This is a genomic window from Streptomyces meridianus, assembly GCF_023703325.1.
Taxonomy (GTDB): Bacteria; Actinomycetota; Actinomycetes; order Streptomycetales; family Streptomycetaceae; genus Streptomyces; species Streptomyces meridianus.
The window spans coordinates 1-22,509 of the sequence record NZ_JAMQGM010000045.1; the positions used below are offsets into that span (position 1 = coordinate 1).

The 22,509-nt window shown below is 71.9% G+C and carries 21 protein-coding genes; 9 read left to right on the forward strand and 12 right to left on the reverse strand.

Annotated features, from left to right (window positions below; all coding sequences use genetic code 11):
- Positions 1–281: 281 nt before the first annotated feature.
- The 4 genes from M1E25_RS20130 to M1E25_RS20145 form a co-directional block, all read right to left on the reverse strand.
- Entirely contained in the window at positions 282–725 is a 444-nt protein-coding gene (locus tag M1E25_RS20130; RefSeq protein WP_251417650.1) for a YchJ family protein, read from the reverse strand.
- Between the two features lie 264 nt (positions 726–989).
- Positions 990–1,688 (reverse strand): NADPH-dependent F420 reductase, encoded by a 699-nt coding sequence (locus M1E25_RS20135; RefSeq protein ID WP_251417653.1) that lies wholly within the window; start codon positions 1,686–1,688, stop codon positions 990–992.
- 175 nt (positions 1,689–1,863) lie between these two features.
- Positions 1,864–2,442: an HhH-GPD-type base excision DNA repair protein gene (locus M1E25_RS20140; protein ID WP_251417655.1), complete on the reverse strand. Its 579-nt coding sequence runs from the start codon at positions 2,440–2,442 to the stop codon at positions 1,864–1,866.
- Between the two features lie 243 nt (positions 2,443–2,685).
- On the reverse strand, positions 2,686–3,474 hold the full coding sequence (locus M1E25_RS20145; protein ID WP_251417658.1) for an enoyl-CoA hydratase-related protein: 789 nt from the start codon (positions 3,472–3,474) through the stop codon (positions 2,686–2,688).
- 166 nt (positions 3,475–3,640) lie between these two features.
- Between M1E25_RS20145 and M1E25_RS20150 the strand changes: the two genes are divergently transcribed.
- From M1E25_RS20150 to M1E25_RS20165, 4 genes are all read left to right on the forward strand, one after another.
- Positions 3,641–4,759: a sulfite oxidase gene (locus M1E25_RS20150; RefSeq protein WP_251417660.1), complete on the forward strand. Its 1,119-nt coding sequence runs from the start codon at positions 3,641–3,643 to the stop codon at positions 4,757–4,759.
- A 10-nt stretch (positions 4,760–4,769) separates the two neighbouring features.
- Positions 4,770–6,218: a lipase maturation factor family protein gene (locus M1E25_RS20155; protein WP_251417663.1), complete on the forward strand. Its 1,449-nt coding sequence runs from the start codon at positions 4,770–4,772 to the stop codon at positions 6,216–6,218.
- 292 nt (positions 6,219–6,510) lie between these two features.
- Positions 6,511–7,059, forward strand: a complete 549-nt coding sequence (locus M1E25_RS20160) for a DUF1062 domain-containing protein (RefSeq protein ID WP_251417665.1) — start codon at positions 6,511–6,513, stop codon at positions 7,057–7,059.
- 179 nt (positions 7,060–7,238) lie between these two features.
- Positions 7,239–7,676, forward strand: a complete 438-nt coding sequence (locus M1E25_RS20165; protein WP_251417668.1) for an SPW repeat protein — start codon at positions 7,239–7,241, stop codon at positions 7,674–7,676.
- Between the two features lie 152 nt (positions 7,677–7,828).
- On the opposite strand, the gene M1E25_RS20170 is transcribed toward M1E25_RS20165, so the two are convergent.
- On the reverse strand, positions 7,829–8,887 hold the full coding sequence (locus M1E25_RS20170) for an enoyl-CoA hydratase/isomerase family protein (RefSeq protein WP_251417669.1): 1,059 nt from the start codon (positions 8,885–8,887) through the stop codon (positions 7,829–7,831).
- Positions 8,888–8,960: 73 nt separating this feature from the next.
- The gene (locus M1E25_RS20175; protein WP_251417671.1) at positions 8,961–10,097 is read right to left on the reverse strand and encodes a cobalt-precorrin-5B (C(1))-methyltransferase; all 1,137 of its coding nucleotides are present in this window, start codon (positions 10,095–10,097) and stop codon (positions 8,961–8,963) included.
- Between the two features lie 26 nt (positions 10,098–10,123).
- Here M1E25_RS20175 and M1E25_RS20180 point away from each other — a divergent pair, with 26 nt between their 5' ends.
- Complete coding sequence (locus tag M1E25_RS20180; RefSeq protein WP_251417674.1) at positions 10,124–10,930, forward strand: cobalt-precorrin-6A reductase; 807 nt, start codon at positions 10,124–10,126, stop codon at positions 10,928–10,930.
- Here the strand turns inward: M1E25_RS20180 and M1E25_RS20185 are convergent.
- The 4 genes from M1E25_RS20185 to M1E25_RS20200 all read right to left on the reverse strand — a co-directional run bounded on the left by M1E25_RS20185 (position 10,902) and on the right by M1E25_RS20200 (position 14,114).
- Positions 10,902–11,528 carry a precorrin-8X methylmutase gene (locus tag M1E25_RS20185; protein ID WP_251417676.1) on the reverse strand — a complete coding sequence of 209 codons (627 nt, stop codon included), beginning with the start codon at positions 11,526–11,528 and terminating at the stop codon, positions 10,902–10,904. The genes M1E25_RS20180 and M1E25_RS20185 overlap by 29 nt on opposite strands.
- 76 nt (positions 11,529–11,604) lie before the next feature.
- The gene (locus tag M1E25_RS20190; protein WP_251417678.1) at positions 11,605–13,005 is read right to left on the reverse strand and encodes a sensor histidine kinase; all 1,401 of its coding nucleotides are present in this window, start codon (positions 13,003–13,005) and stop codon (positions 11,605–11,607) included.
- Entirely contained in the window at positions 13,002–13,733 is a 732-nt protein-coding gene (locus tag M1E25_RS20195; RefSeq protein ID WP_251417681.1) for a response regulator transcription factor, read from the reverse strand. Before M1E25_RS20195 ends, M1E25_RS20190 begins: the two co-directional genes overlap by 4 nt.
- 51 nt (positions 13,734–13,784) lie before the next feature.
- Entirely contained in the window at positions 13,785–14,114 is a 330-nt protein-coding gene (locus M1E25_RS20200; RefSeq protein WP_251417683.1) for a hypothetical protein, read from the reverse strand.
- Here M1E25_RS20200 and M1E25_RS20205 point away from each other — a divergent pair.
- Entirely contained in the window at positions 14,107–14,328 is a 222-nt protein-coding gene (locus M1E25_RS20205; RefSeq protein WP_251417685.1) for a hypothetical protein, read from the forward strand. The genes M1E25_RS20200 and M1E25_RS20205 overlap by 8 nt on opposite strands.
- Positions 14,329–14,370: 42 nt before the next feature.
- Here the strand turns inward: M1E25_RS20205 and M1E25_RS20210 are convergent, their stop codons facing one another.
- Positions 14,371–16,773, reverse strand: a complete 2,403-nt coding sequence (locus tag M1E25_RS20210) for a GH92 family glycosyl hydrolase (protein WP_251417688.1) — start codon at positions 16,771–16,773, stop codon at positions 14,371–14,373.
- Positions 16,774–16,934: 161 nt separating this feature from the next.
- Here M1E25_RS20210 and M1E25_RS20215 point away from each other — a divergent pair, with 161 nt between their 5' ends.
- The 3 genes from M1E25_RS20215 to M1E25_RS20225 all read left to right on the forward strand — a co-directional run bounded on the left by M1E25_RS20215 (position 16,935) and on the right by M1E25_RS20225 (position 21,114).
- Positions 16,935–17,795, forward strand: coding sequence for an Fpg/Nei family DNA glycosylase (locus tag M1E25_RS20215; RefSeq protein ID WP_251417690.1), 861 nt, complete (start codon positions 16,935–16,937; stop codon positions 17,793–17,795).
- A 317-nt stretch (positions 17,796–18,112) separates the two neighbouring features.
- Positions 18,113–18,925, forward strand: coding sequence for an SAM-dependent methyltransferase (locus tag M1E25_RS20220; RefSeq protein ID WP_251417692.1), 813 nt, complete (start codon positions 18,113–18,115; stop codon positions 18,923–18,925).
- 98 nt (positions 18,926–19,023) lie between these two features.
- The gene (locus M1E25_RS20225; RefSeq protein ID WP_251417914.1) at positions 19,024–21,114 is read left to right on the forward strand and encodes a putative bifunctional diguanylate cyclase/phosphodiesterase; all 2,091 of its coding nucleotides are present in this window, start codon (positions 19,024–19,026) and stop codon (positions 21,112–21,114) included.
- Positions 21,115–21,233: 119 nt separating this feature from the next.
- On the opposite strand, the gene M1E25_RS20230 is transcribed toward M1E25_RS20225, so the two are convergent.
- On the reverse strand, positions 21,234–22,262 hold the full coding sequence (locus M1E25_RS20230; protein WP_251417694.1) for a rod shape-determining protein: 1,029 nt from the start codon (positions 22,260–22,262) through the stop codon (positions 21,234–21,236).
- Positions 22,263–22,509 lie beyond the last annotated feature (247 nt).

Sequence of the window (22,509 nt, forward strand, 5' to 3'; positions counted from 1 at the left end):
CCCGGGGCCGGCCCCTGCCGCTCGCACATCAGTGACCTGCGAGGTGGGCTCCCTTCGCCGGCATTGTCCGGATCAGGTCGTGGAGGTCGCCGCAGCCTCTCGACTCGCGGCCTCTCAGCCCGACTTCGGCAATTTCGGCGAGGACCAGAGCCCCCTTCCCCGAAACTGCCTCGTTCGAGCTCCCTCGCTCGCCCCGCAGGCACTATTCAGGATAACTCTGCACCAAAGGAGTGAAAAGGTCTGGGGGGAAATCGCTTCCGGTTTCTTCGGTTCCGTCGCCGTCAGCCGGTGGCCTCGCCGTCCCGGTACACCCATGCCCCGTCCTCGCGGACGAACCGGCTCCGCTCGTGCAGATGGCCGGCCCGCCCGCGGTCGACGCAGTACGCCCGGAACTCCACCGTGCCCTCGGTGTGGAAGACACCCCCACCGGTGGTGGCGAGGATCTCCAGACGCTCCCACCGCAGCTCGGGATCGAACTCGATGCGGGGCGGCCGGGTCGTCGAGTGCCAGCTGCGCAGCAGATAGGCATCGTTCCGGACGGCGAAGGCACTGAACCGGGAACGCATGAGCTGCTCCGGGTCGGCCGCCCGCGCAGTTCCCCGGTGCAGCGCCCCGCAGCATGCGGCGTAGGAGGCGGGTAGCCCGCAGGGACAGGGATCGCCGTCGGAGACGGGCGCGGCGGCGGCTTCGGCGGGCTGCTGTGGGCGGGGCGGGCGTCGTGACATGCCCCCATTGTCGCTTCCCTTCGCGACGGCCCGGGTTCATGGCCCGGGCTCCGGCGGGGCCGGCCCGGCGCGAGGGGCGTTCGACGTCGTCGTCACCGCACTGCCGGCACGGCATGCAGCGGACCGGTCGAGCTGCCGGGGGCGGGTCGGCGGTTGCGACGTTCGCCGTCCTGCGGTCGGACGGGTCCGGTTGCCCGGCCCCTCCGTCCGGATGACAGACGCAGGCCCCGGTCTCTCTTCCTCCGGCGGAGTCGTGCCGAGGCATCAGGCCTGCGAGTGAGCCCCCTGGATGTGGAAGTTGAAGTCGGTGTGGCCGACGGCACCAGCGAGCCGCAGCCACAGGGGCAGCAGCATCTCCACACCCCGGGCGGTGCTCAGGTCCCCGAGGTCGATGATCGCGGACGGTGGCCAGCCGAACGACATCAGCAGCCCGGTGACCTGCTTCTTGGCCTCGGTGTCGTCACCGGAGACGAACACGTTGTGCTCGCCCGGCACCCGGCCGGGATCGACCATCACCCGGCAGTTCATGGTGTTGAGCGTCTTGACCACCCGTGTCCCGGGGAAGGACCGCTGGATCTGCTCGCCGAGGCTGTCGTCGCCGACCGGGTCCAGCCCCGGCGGCATGCCCCGGGAGAAGTCCAACGGGTTCGCCACGTCGATCAGCACCTTCCCCGCCATGTTCTCCGCCCCGGCCGCCACCAGCGCCGGCAGGCTCCGGGAACCGGACGTGGCGTTCACCAGCGTCCCTCCCAGCGCTGCCGCCTCGGCGAACGGGGCGAGCCGGATCTGCGGACGGGCCTGGTGCCACTCGGCGAACGGGGGACCGCCGAACCGGTCGGGCTCGGTCCGGGCCAGTGTGGCCTCCGGATCGCGTGTTCCGATCACCACCTCGTGCCCCAGGGACACCAGCTTCTCGGCAAGTGTCCGGCCGACCATGCCGGTTCCGCATACCGCGTAGTGCATCCCGTCGTCCTTCCGGTCCGGGAGGCACGCGGCGGAACGCCGACCGCGCCGGAACGGATGCGGCCGGGCGGTCCTCACGCGCCCGATGACACCATGATGCGACGCGGGCGGGACGGCCGCCCGCCGCCGGTGGCCCCGGGCACCCGCTGGGTGCCGGCAGGGCCCGCCGCGTGCGTCACGTCTTCCTGGCGGCGCGCTTGACCTCCTGCTTGTAGGCCCGCACCTTGTCCAGCGACTCCGGCCCCGTGATGTCGGCGACCGAGCGGTGGGACCCCTCCTCGCCGTAGGCGCCCGCCGCCTCGCGCCAGCCCTCGGGGGCGACGCCGAGCTGCTTGCCCAGCAGGGCCACGAAGATCTGCGACTTCTGCTTTCCGTAGCCGGGAAGCGCGTTCAGCCGCCGCAGGAGCTCCCCGCCGGTCCCGGCATCGCGCCAGATGGCGGCCGCGTCGCCGTCGTAGTGCTCGACGAGGTACTGGCAGAGCTGCTGGATGCGCTTGGCCATCGAGCCGGGATAGCGGTGCACGGCCGGCTTGGCGGACAGCAGCGCGGCGAACTCTTCGGGATCGCGCGCCGCGATCGCGTGTGCGTCGAGATCGTCGGTGCCCATCCGCTGCGCGATCGTGTGCGGGCCGGAGAACGCCCACTCCATCGGGACCTGCTGGTCCAGGAGCATGCCGACCAGTGCGGCGAGCGGGCTGCGACCGAGCAACTCGTCGGCCTCGGGCTGCTGTGCGAGCCGAACGGTCCTGTTCATGGGCCCATCCTCGCAGCTCCGGCCGCGCGCACCAGCCGGACGCCACGGCACCCGGCACGGCGCGAAAAGGGCCTGCCCGGTGCGACGGGGGATGCACACCGGGCAGGCTCGCTATCTTTCTACCGCATGCGGGTGAGGTTATGCATGGACAAGCCTGTTCGTTTTCACATCCGTGCGCCTGCCGAGCCCCCGGTGCGCCGGAACGATCCGCACCACCCACGGCGCGTCGGAGGAGGGCGACCGTCAGTTCTCCTGACGGTCGCGAGCCGTGACCCCACTGCCCGGTGCCCGGCTCGCCGCGCCCCGCAGCAGGGCGGCCGTCGCGGGACGGGCGAACGACCGGCGCTGCCGCTCCGCCTCCACGGCAAGGGCCTGTTCGGCCGTCATCGCGGGGGACTCGCGCAGCGTCTGCTTGACCGACACGACCAGATCCCGTCCGGCTGCCGCAGCCCGCCCGGCGAGGCCGCGCGCCGTTGCGAGCAACTCGTCGTCGGGCGCGGCACGCAGCACCAGCCCGCGCTCCTGAGCGGTCCGTGCGTCGAGGCGTTCACCGCACAGGACCATTGCCGCAGCGGTCTGCGGGCCCACCAGCTGCTCCAGCATCCGCAGGTGCCCGCCGCCGGGGTGCAGCCCGATCCGCAGGAAGCGGGTGTCGAACCACGCCGAGAGCCCCGCGACCCGGATGTCGCAGGCCAGTGCCAGGTTGAGGCCCGCGCCCACCGCGGGCCCCTGGACCGCGGCCACCGTGAGCAGCGGCGAACGGCGAACCCGGTCGAAGCCCTCGTAGACCTGCTCCACCGGGGCGGTGTCGCCGTCGACCGCCGTCAGCAGGTCGTCCAGGACGGCGCCCGCGCAGAACGCCGGCCCCTCACCGGTGACGACCACGGCCGCGACGTCCTCTGCAGCCTCCAACGCGTCGAATGCAGCGGTGAGTTCGGCCAGCAGCCCGGCCGACAGCGCGTTGCGGCGCTCCGGGTCGGCGAGGGTGACGACGCCCACGCCCTCGGTGAGCTCGGTGCGTACCAGCGGCATGCGTGCGGTCCTTTCGTCGGGTGGCAGGTTGCGGCTGCCGGGTCCGGTTGCGCGCCGTCGAGTCAACACGACGGGGGCGCCGGCCGGTCTGCGGCCCCTGCCGTGAGTGTCCGGATCCGGCCCGTGCGACGTGCCGCGGCCGCACACCGGGCGGATAATTCTGGGCATGGATGCCCGCATCGGCGAGGTGAGTACTCCGGCGCGGCTGGCCGCCCCCGCGGAGGGCATCGGCCGGGAGGAACTCGCTCTCGCCGCACGCAACCACGGGATGCCGCTGGAAGCGCTGCGGCACGAAGTGACCCCGCCCGGTCTGCACTACGTCCTGGTCCACTACGACATTCCGTACGCCACGGCCGAGGGTTGGCGGCTCACGGTCCGCGGGAGGGTTCGGCGGCCACTGAGCCTCACCGTCGGCGAACTGCGCGAGCGGCCCGCCACCACCCTGCGGGTGACCATGGAGTGCGCCGGCAACGGACGGGCCCGGCTCGAGCCGCGCCCGGTGAGCCAGCCGTGGCTGGTCGAGGCGGTGAGCACGGCGGAGTGGACCGGTGTCCCTCTGAGGCTCCTGCTGGAGGAGGCGGGCGCCGGGCCCGGTTCCGCCCACGTGGTGTTCACCGGGGCCGACCACGGCGTCGAACGCGGTGTGGAGCAGGACTACCGCCGCAGCCTCCCGCTGGCCACGGCCCTGGACCCGGCCGCCGACGTGCTCGTCGCGCACACGATGAACGGCGCCCCGCTGCCGCCCCAGCACGGGTTCCCGCTCCGGCTCGTCGTCCCCGGCTGGTACGGGATGGCCTCGGTGAAGTGGCTGCGCGACGTGCAGGTCCAGGACTCCCCGTTCACCGGCTTCCAGCAGGCGGAGGCGTACCGGTTCCGCCAGGACCCCGGCGAGGAGGGCGAGCCGGTGACGGTGATGGCTCCGCGCGCCCTGCTGGTTCCGCCCGGATTCCCCGACTTCATGTCCCGCACCCGGTTCGTGCGGCCCGGACCGCAACGGATCGAGGGGCGGGCGTGGTCGGGCGCGGCGGCCCTCGCGGCGGTCGAGGTGAGCACGGACGACGGCCGCAGCTGGCGGCCCGCCGAGCTCGAGCCCGGGGGCCCGCACCGCTGGGCCTGGCGGGGCTGGAGCCTGCCGTGGACGGCCGGCCCCGGTCGCCATGTGCTCACCGCCCGGGCCACCGACGAGCAGGGGTGGACCCAGCCGGTGCTCCAGCCGTGGAACCGGGGAGGATTCGGCAACAACCTGGTCCAGCGGGTGGACGTCGTCTGTCTCGAAGCCGGTTGAGAACCGAGACATGGACTGGTTCACCGACCCCGACTACTGGCTCAGCCGGCTGGTCGTCCAGCGCTCGCTGGCCGTGCTCTACCTCGTCGCCTTCCTGACGGCCGCCCTCCAGGGCCGGGGACTCCTGGGCGACCGCGGGCTGCTCCCCGTGCGCACCTTCGTGCGACGGGTGCCCTTCCGACAGTCGCCGAGCATCTTCCACGGCCACTACTCGGACGGCTTTTTCACAGCCGTCTCCTGGTCGGGTGCCGCGCTGGCGGCAGCAGTGGCCGCCGGGGCGGCGGACCAGGTCCCGCTGGGCGTGGCGATGGCGATGTGGGCGCTGCTGTGGCTGCTGTGCCTGTCGATCGTCAACGTGGGCCAGACCTGGTACGGGTTCGGCTGGGAGTCGCTGCTGCTCGAGGCCGGCTTCCTCGCCGTCTTCCTCGGCAACTCGGAGACCGAGCCACCCGTGCTCGTCCTGTGGCTGATGCGCTGGCTGCTGTTCCGGGTGGAGTTCGGCGCGGGGATGATCAAAATGCGCGGCGACCGCTGCTGGCGCGACCTGACCTGTCTCGACCACCACCACGAGACGCAGCCGATGCCGGGACCACTGAGCTGGTTCTTCCACCATCTGCCCAAGCGGCTGCACCGAATCGAGACCGGCGCCAATCACGTCGTCCAACTCGTGGTGCCGTTCCTGCTGTTCACTCCGCAGCCGGTGGCGAGCGCGGCGGCGGGCCTGATCATTGTCACCCAGCTCTGGCTCGTGCTCTCGGGCAACTTCGCATGGCTGAACTGGCTGACGATCGTCCTGGCATTCTCCGCGGTCGACGCCGGGGCCGTCGCGGCTGTGCTCCCCCTGCCCCACGCGCCGGATCTCCCGGACGCGCCACCGGCCTTCATCGCTGCCGTGATCGCGCCGACCGTCCTGGTTGTGGCGCTCAGTTACTGGCCGGCGCGCAACCTCCTGGCCCGCGGGCAGCGGATGAACTACTCCTTCAACCGGCTGCATCTGGTCAACGCCTACGGCGCGTTCGGGAGCGTCAGCCGGGTGCGGCTGGAGGTCGTGATGGAGGGGACAGCGGAGGCGGAGCCCACCCGTGACGGGGTGTGGCGGGAGTACGGCTTCAGGGGGAAACCGGGGGACGTGCACAGGCTCCCGCGCCAGTTCGCTCCCTACCACCTGCGGCTCGACTGGATGATGTGGTTCGCCGCCCTCTCGCCCGCCTACGCCGGTGCGTGGTTCACCGCGTTCGCGGAGGCCCTGCTGCGCAACGAACCGTCGGTGCTGCGCCTGCTGCGGACCAATCCCTTCCCGGACGCCCCGCCCGTCCACGTCCGCGCGCTGCTGTACCGCTACCGCTTCACCACTCCCGCGGAACGGCGGAGGACCGGAGCGTGGTGGGAGCGGACGCTGGTGCGCGAGTACCTGCCGCCCGTCCGGCTCCCGAACCCGGCCGAGGAGGCACAGCGCTAGAGCCTGTCCGGCGGGTCATGTGACGGGCCCACGTCGTCGTCCACGGCACCGTCGCCGCGCTCCGGCACCGGCTCGTCCGTGCTCAGCCGGCCGGGACCCGGCGCGGAGGCGCTCGAAAACCGGTGGAGCAGCGTCCCTGGGCTCCGTTACCGTGCGGCCGACCAAGTCGTCGAGTCAAGGACCCGCCGTTGTACACCCTGTGAGACCTCCCGAGTGCTGAATCGTCGCGCGTCGCGCATCTGCGCCGCGCTCCTTTTTGCTGCGGACTTCTCATGGAAACCGGTGTACTTCTGTGCTCGAAAACTGGGTGGTCGCCCCCACCTGCCTGCCGCTCGTTCTCCGCCATTGCCACGCCTGCGGGTCCGGCCGCTTCCGGGCAAGCGGCAAATTCCGCGTCAACGCACACCACAAGCTCATCGACGCCTGGATCCTTGCGCTCTGCACCGCTTGCGGAGTGACCGCAAAGCTCACGGTCCTGGAACGGGTGCATGTGCGCTCCGTACGACCTGAGCTGCTGGACCGACTGCACGGCAACGACCCCGGCCTGACGGCTGAGCTGCTCCAGGATCCGGTCGTGCGGCGCCGTCATCGCATCGCCCTCGACTGGGACAACGCCTGGTGCCTCGACACCGGCGGGTCGGAGCACCTGCACCGCGAGGCGATCGACGTATCCGTCCGCTTTGCGGCGCGGATCCCGGTCCGGCCGGTGCGGCTGATCGCCGAAGGTTGCGGTCTTTCGCGGGCCGAGGTCGAGAGACTGAGCGCGGAGGGGAAACTCGTGTCGGCGGTCCGGTTGAGCGGCAAGCCCTCCGGCGACTTCACCTTCATGCTCAAGCGCTGAGCCCTCCTCGCGGCCAGGGGCCTGTCCGGCCGTCGGCAGGCCCCTGGTGGACATCAGGAAAAACCGCCCAGGGCATGCAACTCGCCTATTCATAAGGTTTAAGTAAGTGCACAATGGACATGCGACGTAATGTCGAACAAATCGGTCAGACTTGCATTGATCCGAAGGAGGCGAGTCGGATGGCCGACCTCTCACACCGTGGCGACATCTCGGAACACCCTGATGTTTCCGAGATGCGTGCCCGGTACGCCCGCACACTCAGGGGCGGGATGCCGATGGTGGTCGACGGGCTGGTGCTCCTCGTCGGCCTCTACTGCGCCATCTCACCCTGGACGGTCCACTTCTCGACCGCCCGCCCGGAACTCCTGATCAACAACCTCGTGCTCGGACTCGCCATCGCCCTGATGGGAATCGCGATCACCGCTGCGCCCGCCCGGATGGGCGGACTCAGCTGGACTCTCGGAGCCATCGGCGTGTGGATGATCATCTCTCCGTGGGTGGTCACCCGTGCCCCCGACGCGGGCATGATCTGGAACAACGTCGTCATCGGCGCTGTCACGTTCCTGCTCGGCTGCGTGGCGGCTTTCGCTTCCATGAGAGCCAACAAGGAGACCTGAGGCTCGTTGTGAAAGGCGTCGTGGGTCGCCCGCCCCTGGGGCACCGCGAGCCGGACGGGACTTTCACGACACGCCTTAGGGCAGGAGCCCAAGGGGTACCCCCTCCGCCACCGTTCCCTGGACGGAACGGTGGCGGCCGCCTGCCGGCGAACTCAGCCTTCCGCGAGGCCCAGTTCGCCGTCGCCGAGCGGAGCGAAGAGGCACTCGACGTCCTCCTGCGCCACGTCCTCCAGCGTCCGCGGCGACCAGCGCGGACTGCGGTCCTTGTCGACCACCAGCGCCCGCACGCCCTCGGCGAAGTCCGGCGAAGCAGCAGCGAGCGCACAGGCCACCCGGTACTCCTGGTCGAGCGCCTGCTCCAGGCCCGACAGGGAGCGCGCCCGTCGCAGCAACGCCAGCGTCGCCTCCAGCGCGGTGGGGGAGTGGTCCAGGATCAGATCGGCCGCCTCCTTCGCCTCCGGCACACCGGACGACCGCAGCCGCTCGACGATCTCCTCGACCGAGTCCGCCGCGTAACAGGTGTCGATCCACTCCCGCTGCGCTGCGAGTGCCGATTCGGGTGCCGTGCCCGCGAACTCCGCCACCGCCTGCTGCGGCTCGATCTCCGCCAGCGCCTCCAGGAACGGTCCGAGCCGTGCGGCGGGCACGAAGTGGTCGGCGAATCCGCACAGCAGCGCGTCACCCGGGCCCATCCGGCCCGCCGTCAGTGCCAGATGCGTGCCCAGCTCGCCCGGCGCCCGGGCCAGCAGCCAGGTTCCGCCGACGTCCGGGACGAAGCCGATGGCGACCTCGGGCATGGCCACAGTGGAGCGTTCGGTGACGACGCGGATGCCGCCGTGCGCCGAGACACCGACGCCGCCGCCCATCACGATGCCGTCCATCGCCGCCACGAAAGGCTTGGGGTACCGGGCGATCCGGGCGTTCAGCCGGTACTCGTCCCGCCAGAAGTCCTGGGCTCCCGAGCCGCCCGCGAGCACGTCCTCGCGCATGGCCCGGATGTCACCGCCCGCGCACAGACCGCGCTCCCCGGCGCCGGAGAGCACCACCGCCGCAACCGACGCATCCTGCTCCCACGCGACGAGCGCATCGTCCAGAGCCCGGACCATCGGATGGGTGAGGGCGTTGATCGACCGGGGCCGGTTCAGCACCAGGCGTCCGACCCGGCCGTCACGGCGCAGGAGTACGGAGTCGTCGTCCGGGGTCGCGGCCATCAGGTCGTCGGTCCTCTCGTCAGCCCGTCCGCCGTGCGGGAAACCGGACGGCGATCACGGGCGCGAGCCTACTTCAGCGTCCGCGCGGGCCCATCGGCTGCGCCCGGCCCACGACGCCCCCTGCCCGGTCGATGCACAGGACGTCGACCGCCACCCGCTCCCCGCGCAGCACCCCCAGGGCCGTCCCCCTGGCAGCCTCGGCCACCAAGGACCCCAGCGGCACACCCCGCGCAGCACACAGCTGTACGGTTTCCAGGCCGGTGTTCGCGGCGGCCACGGCCGCGGCCAGCTCGTCGTCGGCACCGCCCTGCCGGGCGAGATCCGCCAGAAAGCGCTTGTCCACCCGGGAGCGAGACGAATGCAGATCGAGATGGCCGGCGGCGAGCTTGGAGAGCTTCGCGAACCCGCCGGCGATCGTGAGGCGCTCGACGGGATGGCGCCGCAGGTACTTCAGCACCGCTCCGGCGAAGTCGCCCATGTCCAGCAGCGCTTCCTCCGGCAGCCCGTACTCGGCGACCACCACCCGCTCCGAGGTGGAGCCGGTGCAGCCGGCCACGTGGGTCCGGCCCGCAGCCCGCGCCACGTCGACGCCCCGCCGGATGCTGTCGATCCACGCCGAACAGGAGTAGGGAACCACGATGCCGGTGGTGCCGAGGACCGACAGTCCGCCGATGATCCCGAGCCGGGGGTTCCACGTGCTGCGGGCGATCTCCTCCCCCTCGTCCACCCCGATCTCGATCTCGACGTCCCCCGCGGCGCCGTGCGTTCGGGCCACTTCCGCGACGTGATCACACATCATCCGCCGGGGCACCGGGTTGATCGCCGGCTCTCCGACGGGCACCGGCAGCCCGGCCCGCGTCACCGTCCCCACCCCCGGCCCGGCCCGGAACACCACACCCGCGCCCGGCGGCAGGGCCCGCACGGTGGCCCGCACCACAGCGCCGTGGGTGACGTCCGGATCGTCGCCCGCGTCCTTGACGACCCCCGCCGTGGCCCGGCCCCGCTCCCGCTGCTCGACGGCCAGCGCGAACGCCGGACGCTGTCCCTTGGGCAGGGTGATCGTCACAGGATCCGGGAACTCGCCGGTCAGCAGCGCCGAGTAGGCGGCCGTTGCCGCGGCCGTGGCGCAGGCCCCCGTCGTCCAGCCCTGCCGCAGCCCGGTCCGCCGCAGCTGTGCCTCACGCCCGCCGCCGGCGCCCCCCTCAGCCACGGACGGTCCTTCCCGCGGGCGGCGGCATGAGCGCCGCGGCCCGCCACGTGCTGATCCTCGGCGGCACCGCGGAGGCCGCACGGCTCGCCGCCGACCTGGCCGGAGACCAGGGGCTGACGGTGACCAGTTCGCTCGCCGGACGCGTCCGGGAGCCGCGGCTTCCTCCCGGCCGCACCCGCATCGGCGGGTTCGGCGGACCGGCGGGCCTCGCCCGCTGGCTGCGCGAGCACCGAGTGGACGCGGTCATCGACGCCACCCATCCCTTCGCCGCCACGATCGGTTTCCACGCGGCCGAGGCGGCCGCTGACGTCCATGTTCCCCTGCTCGCCGTGCGCAGGCCGGGCTGGGTCGCCGGTCCGGGTGACCGGTGGCACCCGGCCGCCTCGACCGCCGCTGCGGCCGAGCTGCTGCCCGGCCTCGCGGAACGGGCGTTCCTGACCGTCGGGCGCACCGGCATCGCCGCGTTCGCCGGAGCGACCGGACTGTGGTTCCTCGCCCGCGCAGTCGAGGCGCCCGGCCCGCCCGTTCCGCCCCGCATGCATCTGCTGCTCGAGCGCGGCCCGTTCACCGTCGACGCCGAGGCGGACCTGCTGCGCCGGTACCGGATCGACGCCGTCGTCACCAAGGACAGCGGAGGCACGGCCGGGGAGGCCAAGCTCGTCGCCGCGCGCGAGGCCGGGGTCCCGGTCGTCGTCGTCACGCGTCCCCCGGTGCCCGAGGGCGTGCCGGCGGTCTGCGGCCCCGAGCAGGCCGCGGCCTGGCTCCGCGGACTCCTCGGACTGCATCCCGACGAGGCCTCCGGCCTCAATCCGTCACGCAGGCCAGTGCGTTGACCGCCGCCGCGGCCATGGCGCTGCCGCCGCGCCGGCCGCGCACCACGAGGTGATCGAGGCCGGACGGATGGGCGGCCAGCGCCTCCTTGGACTCCGCCGCACCGACGAAACCCACCGGAACTCCGATGACCGCGGCCGGCCGCGGCCCGTCCTCCTCGACGATCTCCAACAGCCGGAACAGCGCCGTCGGGGCGTTGCCGACCGCCACCACCGCCCCCTCGAGCCGGTCCCGCCACAGCTCCACCGCCGCGGCGCTGCGCGTCGTCCCCATGCGGTGCGCGAGCTCCGGTACGGCCGGGTCGGACAGGGTGCACACCACGTCGTTGGCGGCGGGCAGCCGCTTGCGGGTCACCCCGCTGGCCACCATCGCCACGTCGCACAGCACCGGGGCACCCGCGCGCAGCGCCCGGCGGGCCCGTGCCACCACGTCCGGGCTGTGCACGATGTCCCGGACGAGGTCGACCATGCCGCAGGCGTGGATCATGCGCACCGCGACCCGGGCCATGTCGGCGGGCAGGCCGCCGAGTTCGGCCTCGGCGCGGATGGTGGCAAAGGACTGGCGGTAGATCTCCGCGGGGTCCTTCTCGTAGTGGGGCACGGCAGGTCCTCGTTCGGGGTCGTTCGTCGTCGTGTGCGCCGGTCCGGGCAGCCCGGCGCTCCCGGGACCGTACCGTTCAGCCCGCCGGACCGCGTCCCCGCTCACGACGATCCGCGCGGGCCTGACGGCCGGTGACACCGGCCGCGAGCTCCAACGTCACCTGGACCTGTGCCCCGCCCAGCCCACCGCGGCCGATCCGCACCTGTCCGCCGGCGGCCCGTGCGGCGCGGTGTGCGATGTCCAGCCCCAGCCCGGTCGAGCCGTTCACGCTCACCCCGCGGGCCAGGGCGCTCTGCGGGTCCTCGATGCCGGGGCCGGCGTCCTCCACGGTCAGCACCACTGCCTGGGCCGTGCGTCCCACCCGCACCCCGACGGCGGTTCCTTCCGGCGTGTGGCGGAACACGTTGCCGATCAGGGCGTCCACCATCGCCGCGACCTCGTCGGCCGGCAGCGCCACCGGTGTCGGCTCGGAGGTCACCTCCAACTGGTGCGGGCGGGACTGCTGCTCGGCCAGTACGGACCAGAAGTCCCAGCGCTCGCCCACAGTTGCGGACATCTCGCAGCGGGCGCCGGGCCCGGTCCCGACTGCCGTTGTCGCGGGGCCGGCCGCCGGCCGCCGCGTCGCGCCGGCCATCGGGCCCACGGCGAGCGGAGTACGGGCGGCCGTGATGATCGAGTCGAGTTCGGCCTCGAGGTGGTCCACTGCCGTGGTGACGCGTTCGGCTCCGGGAATCGTCGTCATCCGCTCGGACTCCAGACGCAGGGCGGTCAGCGGAGTCCGCAGCCGGTGGGACAGATCGGCAACCAATTCGCGTTCCAGCGCCAGGAGTTGGACGACGTGATCGGCCATCGTGTTGAAGGCGACTCCCGCCTCCTTCAGTTCCGGCGGCCCGGCCGGCTCGACCCGGATCTCCAGGTCTCCGGCCCCCAGGGCGTTCGCGGCCCGGGACAGTCCCTGCGAGGAGCTCACCACACGGGCCCCGAGCCGGTCGGCGACCGCTACCGAGCCGGCCACCAGGCACAGGGCGAGTGCCGACATGACGAACCAGGACATGACCACGCCGTGATTCAGGTCCGAGCGGGGAACGAAAGCCTCGGTCACGGCGACCTTGTTGCCCGGCAGTATCACCGGCTGCAGATAGCTCCGGCCGGCCCTGGTGGTGAACGCCAGCGTCTCCCGGTCCCGGACCGCCTGCCGCAGTGCGGCCGCAGAGGCGTGCGAAGCCCCTATGAGCCGTCCGCCGGGCAGATGAACGCCCAGCTGACCCGCCGAGTCGAGTCCGGCCACCGCCTGCTGGACGTCGGAGGGCCGGGTGGTCAGTGCCAGGACGGGAGCGAGCGCGGCCGCCTGCTGCTCGGCCGCCGTCGTCGCCCGGTCGCGGGCCTGGGACTGGACGAGCATGGCGAGCGGGATGAGGAACGACAGCGCCACCATCGACGTCACCGCCAGGGCGACGCCGGCGAGGGTGCGCCTCACCGCGGGGTCACCAGCTTGATGCCAACTCCGCGCACGGTGTGCAGGTAGCGCGGCTGGGCCGCTCGCTCGCCCAGCTTGCGGCGCAGTGAGGACAGGTGGACGTCGATCGTCTGGTCCTCGACGTACGGCTGCCGCCACACCTCGGAGAGGATCCGCCGCCGGGACACGACCCGGTCGGCGTGGGCGACGAGATAGGCCAGCAGGTCGAACTCACGTCTGGTCAGGCTGAGTTCGGTGCCGGCGAGATGGGCCGTCCGGGCCAGCGGGTCCACCAGCAGCTCACCGACCTGCGTGGTGTTCCGGAGTGACCCGGCCCCCGGTTCGGCGTCGGAGCCGTCCGCGGCCGGCGGGTACCCGGCGGGCGGTGCTGCCGAGCGGCGCAGCACCGCCCCCAGCCGGGCCGCCAACTGGCCCCCGGAGAACGGCTTGACCACGTAGTCGTCGGCCCCCGCGTCGAGGAGGCGGATCACCTCGGCGTCGTCGTCCCTGGCGGTCGCGACCAGCACCGGCACCTGGGATATCCCGCGCAGCATGCGCAGCACGTCCATCCCGTCGAGGTCGGGCAGCCCGAGATCGAGCACCACGGCGTCGGGAGGATTCCGGGTGGCCTCGCGCAGCGCCGCGAAACCGTGGGAGGAACTGTGCACGATGTGGCCGTGGGCGGACAGCACCTCGATGACCGCGGCACGTATCACGGGGTCGTCTTCGACGAGCAGGACGGAGGCCATGCCTCAGCACGTTAGCGTCCGTCAGTATGGTGGCGTGCCCCGGTTCCTGCGCTACCTGATCATCTGGTTCTCGTGCACGGCGGTCAGCGTCACCGCGGTGGTGCTCACGGTGCGGTTCGTGGTGGGTTCGACCCGGCCGACGCCGCCGGTCGCCCATTCGGCGCCGACCGTGTTCGCCGATCCCTCCGCCGACGGCGCCGACCGCAGACGCCGCCGGAAGCCCGCTCCCTCGCCGAGCACGAGCAGCGCCTCCCCGCGAACCGCCGTGACGAGGAGTGCGACTCCCTCCGCCTCGCCGGGCCCTTCGCGTACGCCGAGCGCGTCGCCGAGCGACGGGACGACCCGGGACCCGAACTGCCCCGACGGTGCGAACGTGCACACCATCCAGTCCAACGGCGGACAGGCGTCGGTCCGCTTCGGCAGCGACACCGTGTGCCTGGTGTCGGCGGTACCGACCCGGGGGTTCACGGTGCGCACTTCGCAGGACGAGCCCTCCGAACTGACCGTCACCTTCTCCGGCGACCGGCAGGAATCGGTGATCACCGCCACAGCGGTGCCGCAATCGGGTGCCACGGTCCGCGAGTCGTCCTGGTGACCGGCCGGATCCGCCCCGGGCCCGTTCACCGCCCGGTGGGGATCACCGCCGTGGGGTCTGCCGGCCGCTGAGGGAGGGAGGCGCGTCGCCGGGGTCGGTGCCCCAGCCGGAAGGTTCCGGGCCCACCCGGAAGGAGAGTTCGCCGCCCCTGCGGATGTCGTCCGTGCGGATCCAGGTCCGGTCGAGGTCCTGTCCGCCGAGTCCGGCCGACTGCACGTAGCGGTCCTTGCCGTTCGTGCCCGGCGCGGATATCCGGAAGCTTCCCTTGGGGTACCAGCGGCGGTCGAGGTCGAGGTCGACCCGTTCGAAGGCCGGGGTGGACAGTCCCCAGGTGTCGGTGCCGGGGGAGACCGGGAAGACGCCCATCGAGGAGAGCACCATCCACGACGACATGGTGCCCAGGTCGTCGTTGCCGGTCACGCCGTTCGGCCCGTCGGTGTACAGCGACAGCGCGGCGTGGACCACGTCGGTGGTCTTCCACGGGCTTCCGGTGGACAGGTACGTGTACGGCGCGGTCAGGTCGGTCTCGTTCTGCGGGTTGTAGCGGTCGGAGTGGTAGTAGTCGTACGGGTCGTTGACCCAGCTCTCCCGGGCGGTGCCCTCGGGGTCCTTGCGCAGCCGGTCCTGGTCGAAGAACGCGTCGAGCCGTTTCTCGGTGGCCGCCGTCCCGCCGAGCAGGTCGATCAGCCCGGGGACGTCCTGCGGGACCAGCCACGTGTACTGCCACGAGGTGCCCTCCTGGAAGCCCTTGCCCTTCGACGGGTCGGCGGTTCCGGTGAACCGGCCTTTGGCGTCGCGCGGGCGGAAGAAGCCGGTCGACGGGTCGAGGATGTTGCGGTAGTTGCCGGCCCTGGCGGCGTACCGGCGGGCGTCCGCGTGGTGCCCGAGGTCACGGGCCATCGCCGACAGCGCCCCGTCGGCGAGCGCGTACTCGAGCGTGGCCGAGCCGCCGTGGCCGAAGTCGGTGCCGCCCTGCTTGTCCTTGGGTCGGTCCGGCTGGTGCGGAACGTAGCCGCGTTCCAGGTACTCCTGGTTGGCGTTGCGCCCGACGTACTGGGAGCGCAGCGGCGGCACGCCGTCGGCGTTCTTGCGCAGCACCCGGTACGTCTCCTCCTCGTGTCCCCGCAGCAGGCCCTGCTGGTAGGCGTTGGTGAGGAAGGGCGTGACCGGGTCACCGGTCATGATGTTGGTCTCGACGGTGCCGTAGCCCCACTTGGGCAGCCAGCCGCCCTCCTTGTCCACGCGCAGCAGGGACAGCGCCATGTCGCGGGACTCCTGCGGGGCGATCAGGGACAGCAACTGGGCCTGTGTCCGGTAGGTGTCCCACAGCGACCAGTTCTGGTAGTAGGTGAAGCCTTCCGAGGTGTGCACGCGCTTGTCCCAGCCGCGGTAGCGGCCGTCGGCGTCCTCACCGACGTTGGGGTGGAGCAGCGCCCGGTACAGTGCGGAGTAGAAGGCACGCCGCCGGGTTTCCGAGCCGCCCCGGACGTCGATGTCCTCGAGACGGGACTCCCACACGCGGCGCGCCTTGGCCACGGTCGAGTCGAAGGACCCCTCGCCCTCGGCGGCGAGGTTGCGGGCGGCGCCGGCGGCGTCGACGTAGCTGATGGCGGTGACCGCTTCGACCTGCCGGTCCCGGCCCCGGGTGTCGAACGTCACATAGGCGCCGCGGCGTCCCGGGCCCTCGGAGGCGTCGCTGCCCTCGGTCACCTTGTCGCCGGACCAGGTGCCGTGCGAGGTGAAGGGCTCCTTGAAGCGGGTGATCGTGTGCACGGTGTAGGGCTTGGACTCCTGGCAGAAGCCCGTGCCGGTGATCTCGGAGACGACAGTCCGGTCGTCGACCACCCGTATCCGGCTGTCGGTCACGTCGTGCAGGGCCTGGCCGGAGTTGAGCAGCACGTTGGCCTGCTGGGCCGGGGGAAAGGTGTAGCGCTGCCAGCCGGTGCGCTTGGTGGCGCTCAGTTCGGCCTTGATGCCGCCGTAGTCCCCCATGCGCACCTGGTAGGAGCCGGGCGACGCGCTCTCCTGGGCGTGGCTGAAGGTGGACGCGTACTTGGCGTTGTCCGTCTCGACGACGTCGCCGGTGGTCGGCAGGACGGGCAGGTCCCCGCCGAGCCGGCAGCCGACGCCGGAGAGGTGGACGGGTGAGAAGCCGCGGATGCGCTTGTCGTCGTAGGCGTAGCCGATGTTCTTGCCGGTGTCGGGCGACATCTGGACCATGCCGAAGGGCACGGCTGCGCCGGGGAAGGTGTTGCCCTCGTTGCGCGAGCCGATGAGGGGGTCGACGAGCGAGGCCTTTCCCTGCGGGGCGGCTCTTCCGTCATCGGCGGTGGCCGCGAGGCCGCTGGTGAGCACGACGGCGGCGGTGAGACCGGCGATGATGCGGCGTCGCTGCTGGGCGGTCTTGTTCCGGGCCGGCGGCCCCTGTCCAACTCCTGAGTGCACTGCTCGGTCTCCGGACGACAACGGGGAACGGACAGTAGAGCATGCGAACCGTCCCTTTTGGGATGTGAAGTGACGGTATTCACAAGGAGTTGGGGGTCGAGCTCTCTGGCCGTTTGTCAGTTTTGCAGGCATTCGGCGAGTCATGTAGCAGAATGTGCGATATGCCCGAAATGCCAGAAGTAGAAGCTCTCCGGGAATTCCTCGACGAGCGCATCACAGGCCGGCGGATCGCCGGCGTCCTCCCGCTCGCGGTGAGTGTGCTGAAGACCTTCGACCCTCCCCTGGACGCCCTCGAGGGGCGCACCGTCACCCGTGTCGCCCGGCACGGCAAGTTTCTCGACATCGCCGCGGACGGTCTCCATCTGGTCTTCCACCTGGCCAGGGCCGGGTGGCTGCGCTGGCGGGACAGCATGCCGGACACCCGGCCCCGGCCCGGCAAGGGGCCCCTCGCCCTGCGGGTGCGCCTGGACGGTCCCGAGGGCTTCGACCTGACGGAGGCGGGAACCCGCAAGAGCCTGGCCGTCCACTGCGTACGCGATCCCCGGGACGTTCCGGGGATCGCACGCCTCGGCCCGGATCCGCTGGACCCGTCGTTCGGGCGCGAGCGGTTCACCGGACTGCTGAAGTCGGAGAACCGCCGGATCAAGGGGGTTCTGCGGGACCAGCAGGTGGTCGCCGGAATCGGCAACGCCTATTCGGACGAGATCCTGCACGCCGCCCGGATGTCGCCCTTCCGGATCGCCGCACGCCTGAGCGAGGAGCAGTCGGCGGAGCTGTACGACGTCATGCAGGCGACCCTGCGGACCGCCGTCGAACGGGCGCGGGGCACGGAGGCGGGAGAGCTGAAGGCGGGCAAACGCAGCGGCATGCGGGTGCACGGCCGCACGGGCGAGCCCTGCCCGGTCTGCGGTGACACCATCCGCGAGGTCGCGTACTCCGACTCGTCCCTCCAGTACTGCCCCACGTGTCAGACGGGCGGCAAGCCACTGGCGGACCGGAGGCTCTCCCGGCTGCTGAAGTGATCCCCGTCGGTTCCCCGCGCATGCGACCGGTGCGATTCGGCCGAATCCACCGCTGTCCGGCTGGGTTCGCCCGGCGGATGCTGCCGGAGAGGGACCCGTTCGGGCCTGCTGACCGCCTGTCGGCCGCCCCTCGTGGCGTGAGCAGGGCGAAGGCGGCATTTCCCCGCCCATGCCCGGATGGTGGACCGATGCATCGTGACCGGAAGAGACCGAAGATTTCCGTTTCCCGTTCCGTTGGTATCGGGTGATCAGTAGCCTTCCGAGCGAAGCCGACCCCCACCGGCCGCACTCATGTGGCCGAAAAAATGGAGCTGTTGATGGAGCGTCCGTCCTGGGCCCCGCAGGGCATCGACCTGTCCGTGCCGAGCGTCTCCCGCGTGTACGACTACTACCTGGGCGGCTCGCACAACTTCGAGGTCGACCGGGAGGCGGCCCGCAAGGCGATGCAGATCATGCCGGGCCTGCCGAAGATCATGCAGGCCAATCGGGCGTTCATGCGCCGCGCCGTGCGCCATGCCGTCGAACAGGGGGTGACCCAGTTCCTCGACATCGGCTCCGGCATACCCACGTTCGGCAACGTCCACGAAGTCGCCCGGGCCGCATGCCCGGAGGCCCGGGTGGTCTACGTCGACCACGACCCCGTCGCCGTCGCCCACAGCCGCGCCGTCCTCGAAGGCGTCGACCACGCGGCCATCTCCGCTGCCGACCTGCGCGAACCGGAGAAGATCCTGGCCGGTCCCGAGGTCAACCGTCTCCTCGACCTCGACCGCCCGGTCGCCCTCCTCCTGGTGGCCGTCCTGCACTTCATCGTCGACGAGGAGAACCCGCGGGAGGCAGTGGCCGCCCTGCGTGACGCCCTCGCCCCGGGCAGCCTGCTCGTCCTCACCCACGCGTCCACCGAGGGAGGACCCCACTCGCCGGAACAGCGCGGCGGGGTCGAGCAGCTGTACGACAACATGGGGTCCCCCCTGCGGATGCGCTCCCGAGCCGAGGTGGAGCGCTTCTTCGACGGGTTCGAGCTCGCCGAGCCCGGGGTGGTCCCCATGCCGGACTGGCGCCCGGACGCCCCCACGAACGAGGAGGACCCGAGCGTCTTCATCGGGTTCGCCGGAGTGGGACACAAGCCGTGACGGCCACACAGACCGCAACCGGGGCGGCGAGCACCGCGGACGGCGTCGCGGGGAGTGTCCAGGACGGGCCGGAGGACAGACTCAGACGCTTCGCGGCGATCTGGAGCCGCGCCATCTATCCCGCCACCGCAACGTCGATGACGGCCAAGGAGTTCGAGGAACACCTGGGCGGCCTCGGCCGAAAGCTCAGGGACGCCCTCCTCGCGCGGCCGTTCGACCCCAGCCCCGCGCTCGGCGTCGGCGCCGGACTCGTCCAGGCGCACTGCACGGACGCCCACACCCTGCCCCGCACCCTCGGCGTCATCGACGCCTACCTGCTGCTCTACTGCTCTCCCGGGAAAGTGCTCCCGGCCGATGAGGGCCGCGCCCGCTGCGCACGCCTCCAGCACTCCCTGGCGGCCGGCTACGCCCAGGCGCTGCGTGAGCGGACGCTCTGCGAGCAGGAGGCGATCTCACGGGCCGCCCTGCGGGCCCAGGCCGAGGCCGAGAAAGCGCTGCACGACAGCGAGGCCCGGTTCCGCGCGATGTTCCGGGACGCCGCCGTCGGCATCGGCATCGCCGACATCGAGGGCAACATCCTCGACGTCAACGACGCGCTCTCCCGCATGTTCGGAGGCTGGGACCACCAGCTCCGCAGCCGGAAGGTGACGGACTTCTGGCACCCGGAGGACACCCCCGGAGTCTGGAAGGTCCACGACGAGCTGCTGCGCGGTGAACGCGACCACTACCAGGTCGAGAAGCCGTACTACCGCAAGGACGCAACGGTCCTGTGGACCAACCTGACGGTCTCCCTGCTGCGCGACACCGAGGGCGAACCGCGCTACACCCTGGCCGTGCTGGAGGACATCACCGAGCGGCGGCTGCTGAACGACCGGCTCCGCCACCAGGCCACCCACGACGCCCTGACCGGGCTGCCGAACCGGCCCCAGTTCTTCGAACGGCTCGAGGCCGCACTGGCGCCCCGTCACGGGGAGGCCCGCTTCGGCCTCTGCTATCTCGACCTGGACGGCTTCAAGGCCGTGAACGACAGTCTCGGGCACGCCGTCGGCGACCAGTTGCTGGTGGCGGTCGCCGACCGGCTGCACGCTTGCGCCACCTCCGCCGACCAACTGATGGCCCGGATCGGCGGTGACGAGTTCGTCGCCCTGATAGAGAACCCGGCCTCGCACGAGGACGTCGTCGCCCTGGCCGACCGCATCCTCGACGCCCTGTCCACCCCGGTCCGCATCGAGGGACGCGACCTGACCGTCCGCGGCAGCATCGGCATCGTCGACGGAACCGCCGGGGAACTGAGCGCCGCAGCCGTGCTGCGCAGCGCGGACATCACCATGTACCGGGCCAAGGCCGCCGGGGGCAACCGGTACGCGCTGTCCGACCCCGAGGCCGACATCCGCGCCATCAGCCGGCACAGCCTGACGAACAGTCTTCCCACCGCCCTGGAGCGCGGGGAGTTCTTCATCGAGTACCAGCCGCTGGTGCGGCTGAGCGACGGCAGCGTGCACGGGGCCGAGGCCCTCGTGCGCTGGTGCCATCCGCTGCGCGGCGTCCTCGGCCCCGACCAGTTCATCCCGCTGGCCGAGAACACCGGTCTGATCGTCCCCCTGGGCCGCTGGGTCCTCGAGCAGGCAGTCCGGCAGGCGCGCACCTGGCAGCTGGAGCAGCGCGACGCCCGGCCGGTACTGATCAACGTCAACCTCTCGCCGGCACAGCTGCACCACCCCGGCCTGGTCACGGACACCCTGCAGGTGCTTCGGGAGGCCGAGCTCGAGCCGACCGCGCTCTGCCTGGAGGTGACCGAGAGTGCGCTCATCGGCGCCGAAGAGGACCTGCTCAGGCCGCTGCGCCAACTGGCCGATCTGGGCGTGGCCATCGCACTCGACGACTTCGGGACCGGCTACTCGAACCTGGCCAACCTCCGCCGCATGCCGCTGAGCACACTGAAGCTCGACCGCTCCTTCACGCGCGGGATGCAGCACACCCCGGCCGACCCGGTGGACATCAAGATCGTCGAAGGCATCGTCTCGCTCGCCCACACGCTCGATCTCGATGTCACCGTCGAGGGCGTGGAGACCGGGATGCAGGCCGAGCACCTGCGCGTGCTCGGCTGCGACACCGCACAGGGCTGGTACTACGCCCGCCCGGGACCGCCCGAGCAACTGCACAGCCTGTCCCTCGCGGACGCCACCTGACCGGTCCGCACTGCCGGGGCCGGGCGGTGCCCGTGCCTTCGTGGCCGTGCGGCCGCTGACATGGCGACGCACCGCGAGGCCGGCACCGCACCCCGTCGTCCGGCCACTGCCCGGGCCGCTCAGCCGGCCAGCGGATCCAGGTGCAGCGGGCGCACCTTGCCCTCGAGCATCGCGCCCAGCCCGCGTACGGCGCAGGTGTCCGGCCGTTCGGCGGTATGGGCCGGCATCCCGGTGCCCTGGCTGAGCATGGTGTCCAGGCCCGGCAGCAGGGCACTGCCGCCGGCCAGCATGATGCCGCGGTCGGACAGGTCGGCGACCAGGTCCGGAGGACATTGCCGCAGCACGGCGCGGATCCCGTCCAGGACCGCGGTCAGCGGGGTGCCGATCGCCCGGCGGATGTTCTCCCGGTCGACGACCACCGAGCGCGCCAGACCGGTGGCCACATCCCGGCCGTGCACCTCCGCCGGCTCGCCGGAGCCGTGGGCGACGTCCAGGATCAGATCGAGCGGACGGGTCGTCGGATGGGGCATCACCAGCTCGTGCTTGCCGCGCAGGTACTCGGCCACGGCGTGGTCGATGGAGTGGCCCCCGACGGGGATCGTCTCGGCCGCCACGATGGACCCCAGCGACAGCACGGCCACCTGGGTCGTGCTCGCGCCGCACACCACCATCATCGTGGCCTCCGGCCGCTCGACCGGAAGCCCCGCCCCGACCGCCGCGCACACCAGGGTGTTCGCCAGCTCGACCCGGCGCGCGCCCAGCGCCGTCAGCGTCTCCACGGCCGCCCGCTGCGTCAGAGGCTCGCTGTCGTGCGGAGTGCACGCCGCGATGCGCAGTGTCGGCTTGCGGCGCCACGCCCTGCGGAGCTTGTCCCCGATGAGGTGCCGGAGCATCCGCTGGGCCATGTCGATGTCCACGACCGTGCCGCCCGAGACGGGCCGGCAGACGCGGATGTGTTGCGGAGTCCGGCCGGTCATGCGTTCGGCGAGCTCGCCCACCGCGATCAGCGCGCCGGTACGCGTGTTGACGGCGGCGACGCTGGGCTCGTCGACGACCAGGCCGGAGTTCTTGACGTACACCCTGGTCCGGGCGGCGCCGAGATCCACCGCGACGGAGCATCGTCGCAAATGCTCAAGGCTTTCGGGCACGTGGTCCTCCCCTGGGGGACGGTCGGGAGGGCGGGGGATACTGCCGCCCCAGCTATCGGTGCCCGCCGGGCACATCATCTGCCCACTTTGCTGGGCCGTCCGGGCGACCGCCGACCGGGCACTTCTGAACGCCGGCGATCCGGAGGCGGGCGCCGGGGTCACGTCACCGTGCCCGGCCCGCCTCCCGATGGACCCGAACGGACCGGGCCGCAGGTCCCGTTCGGACGCGGCAGCCGGGGCAGGCCGC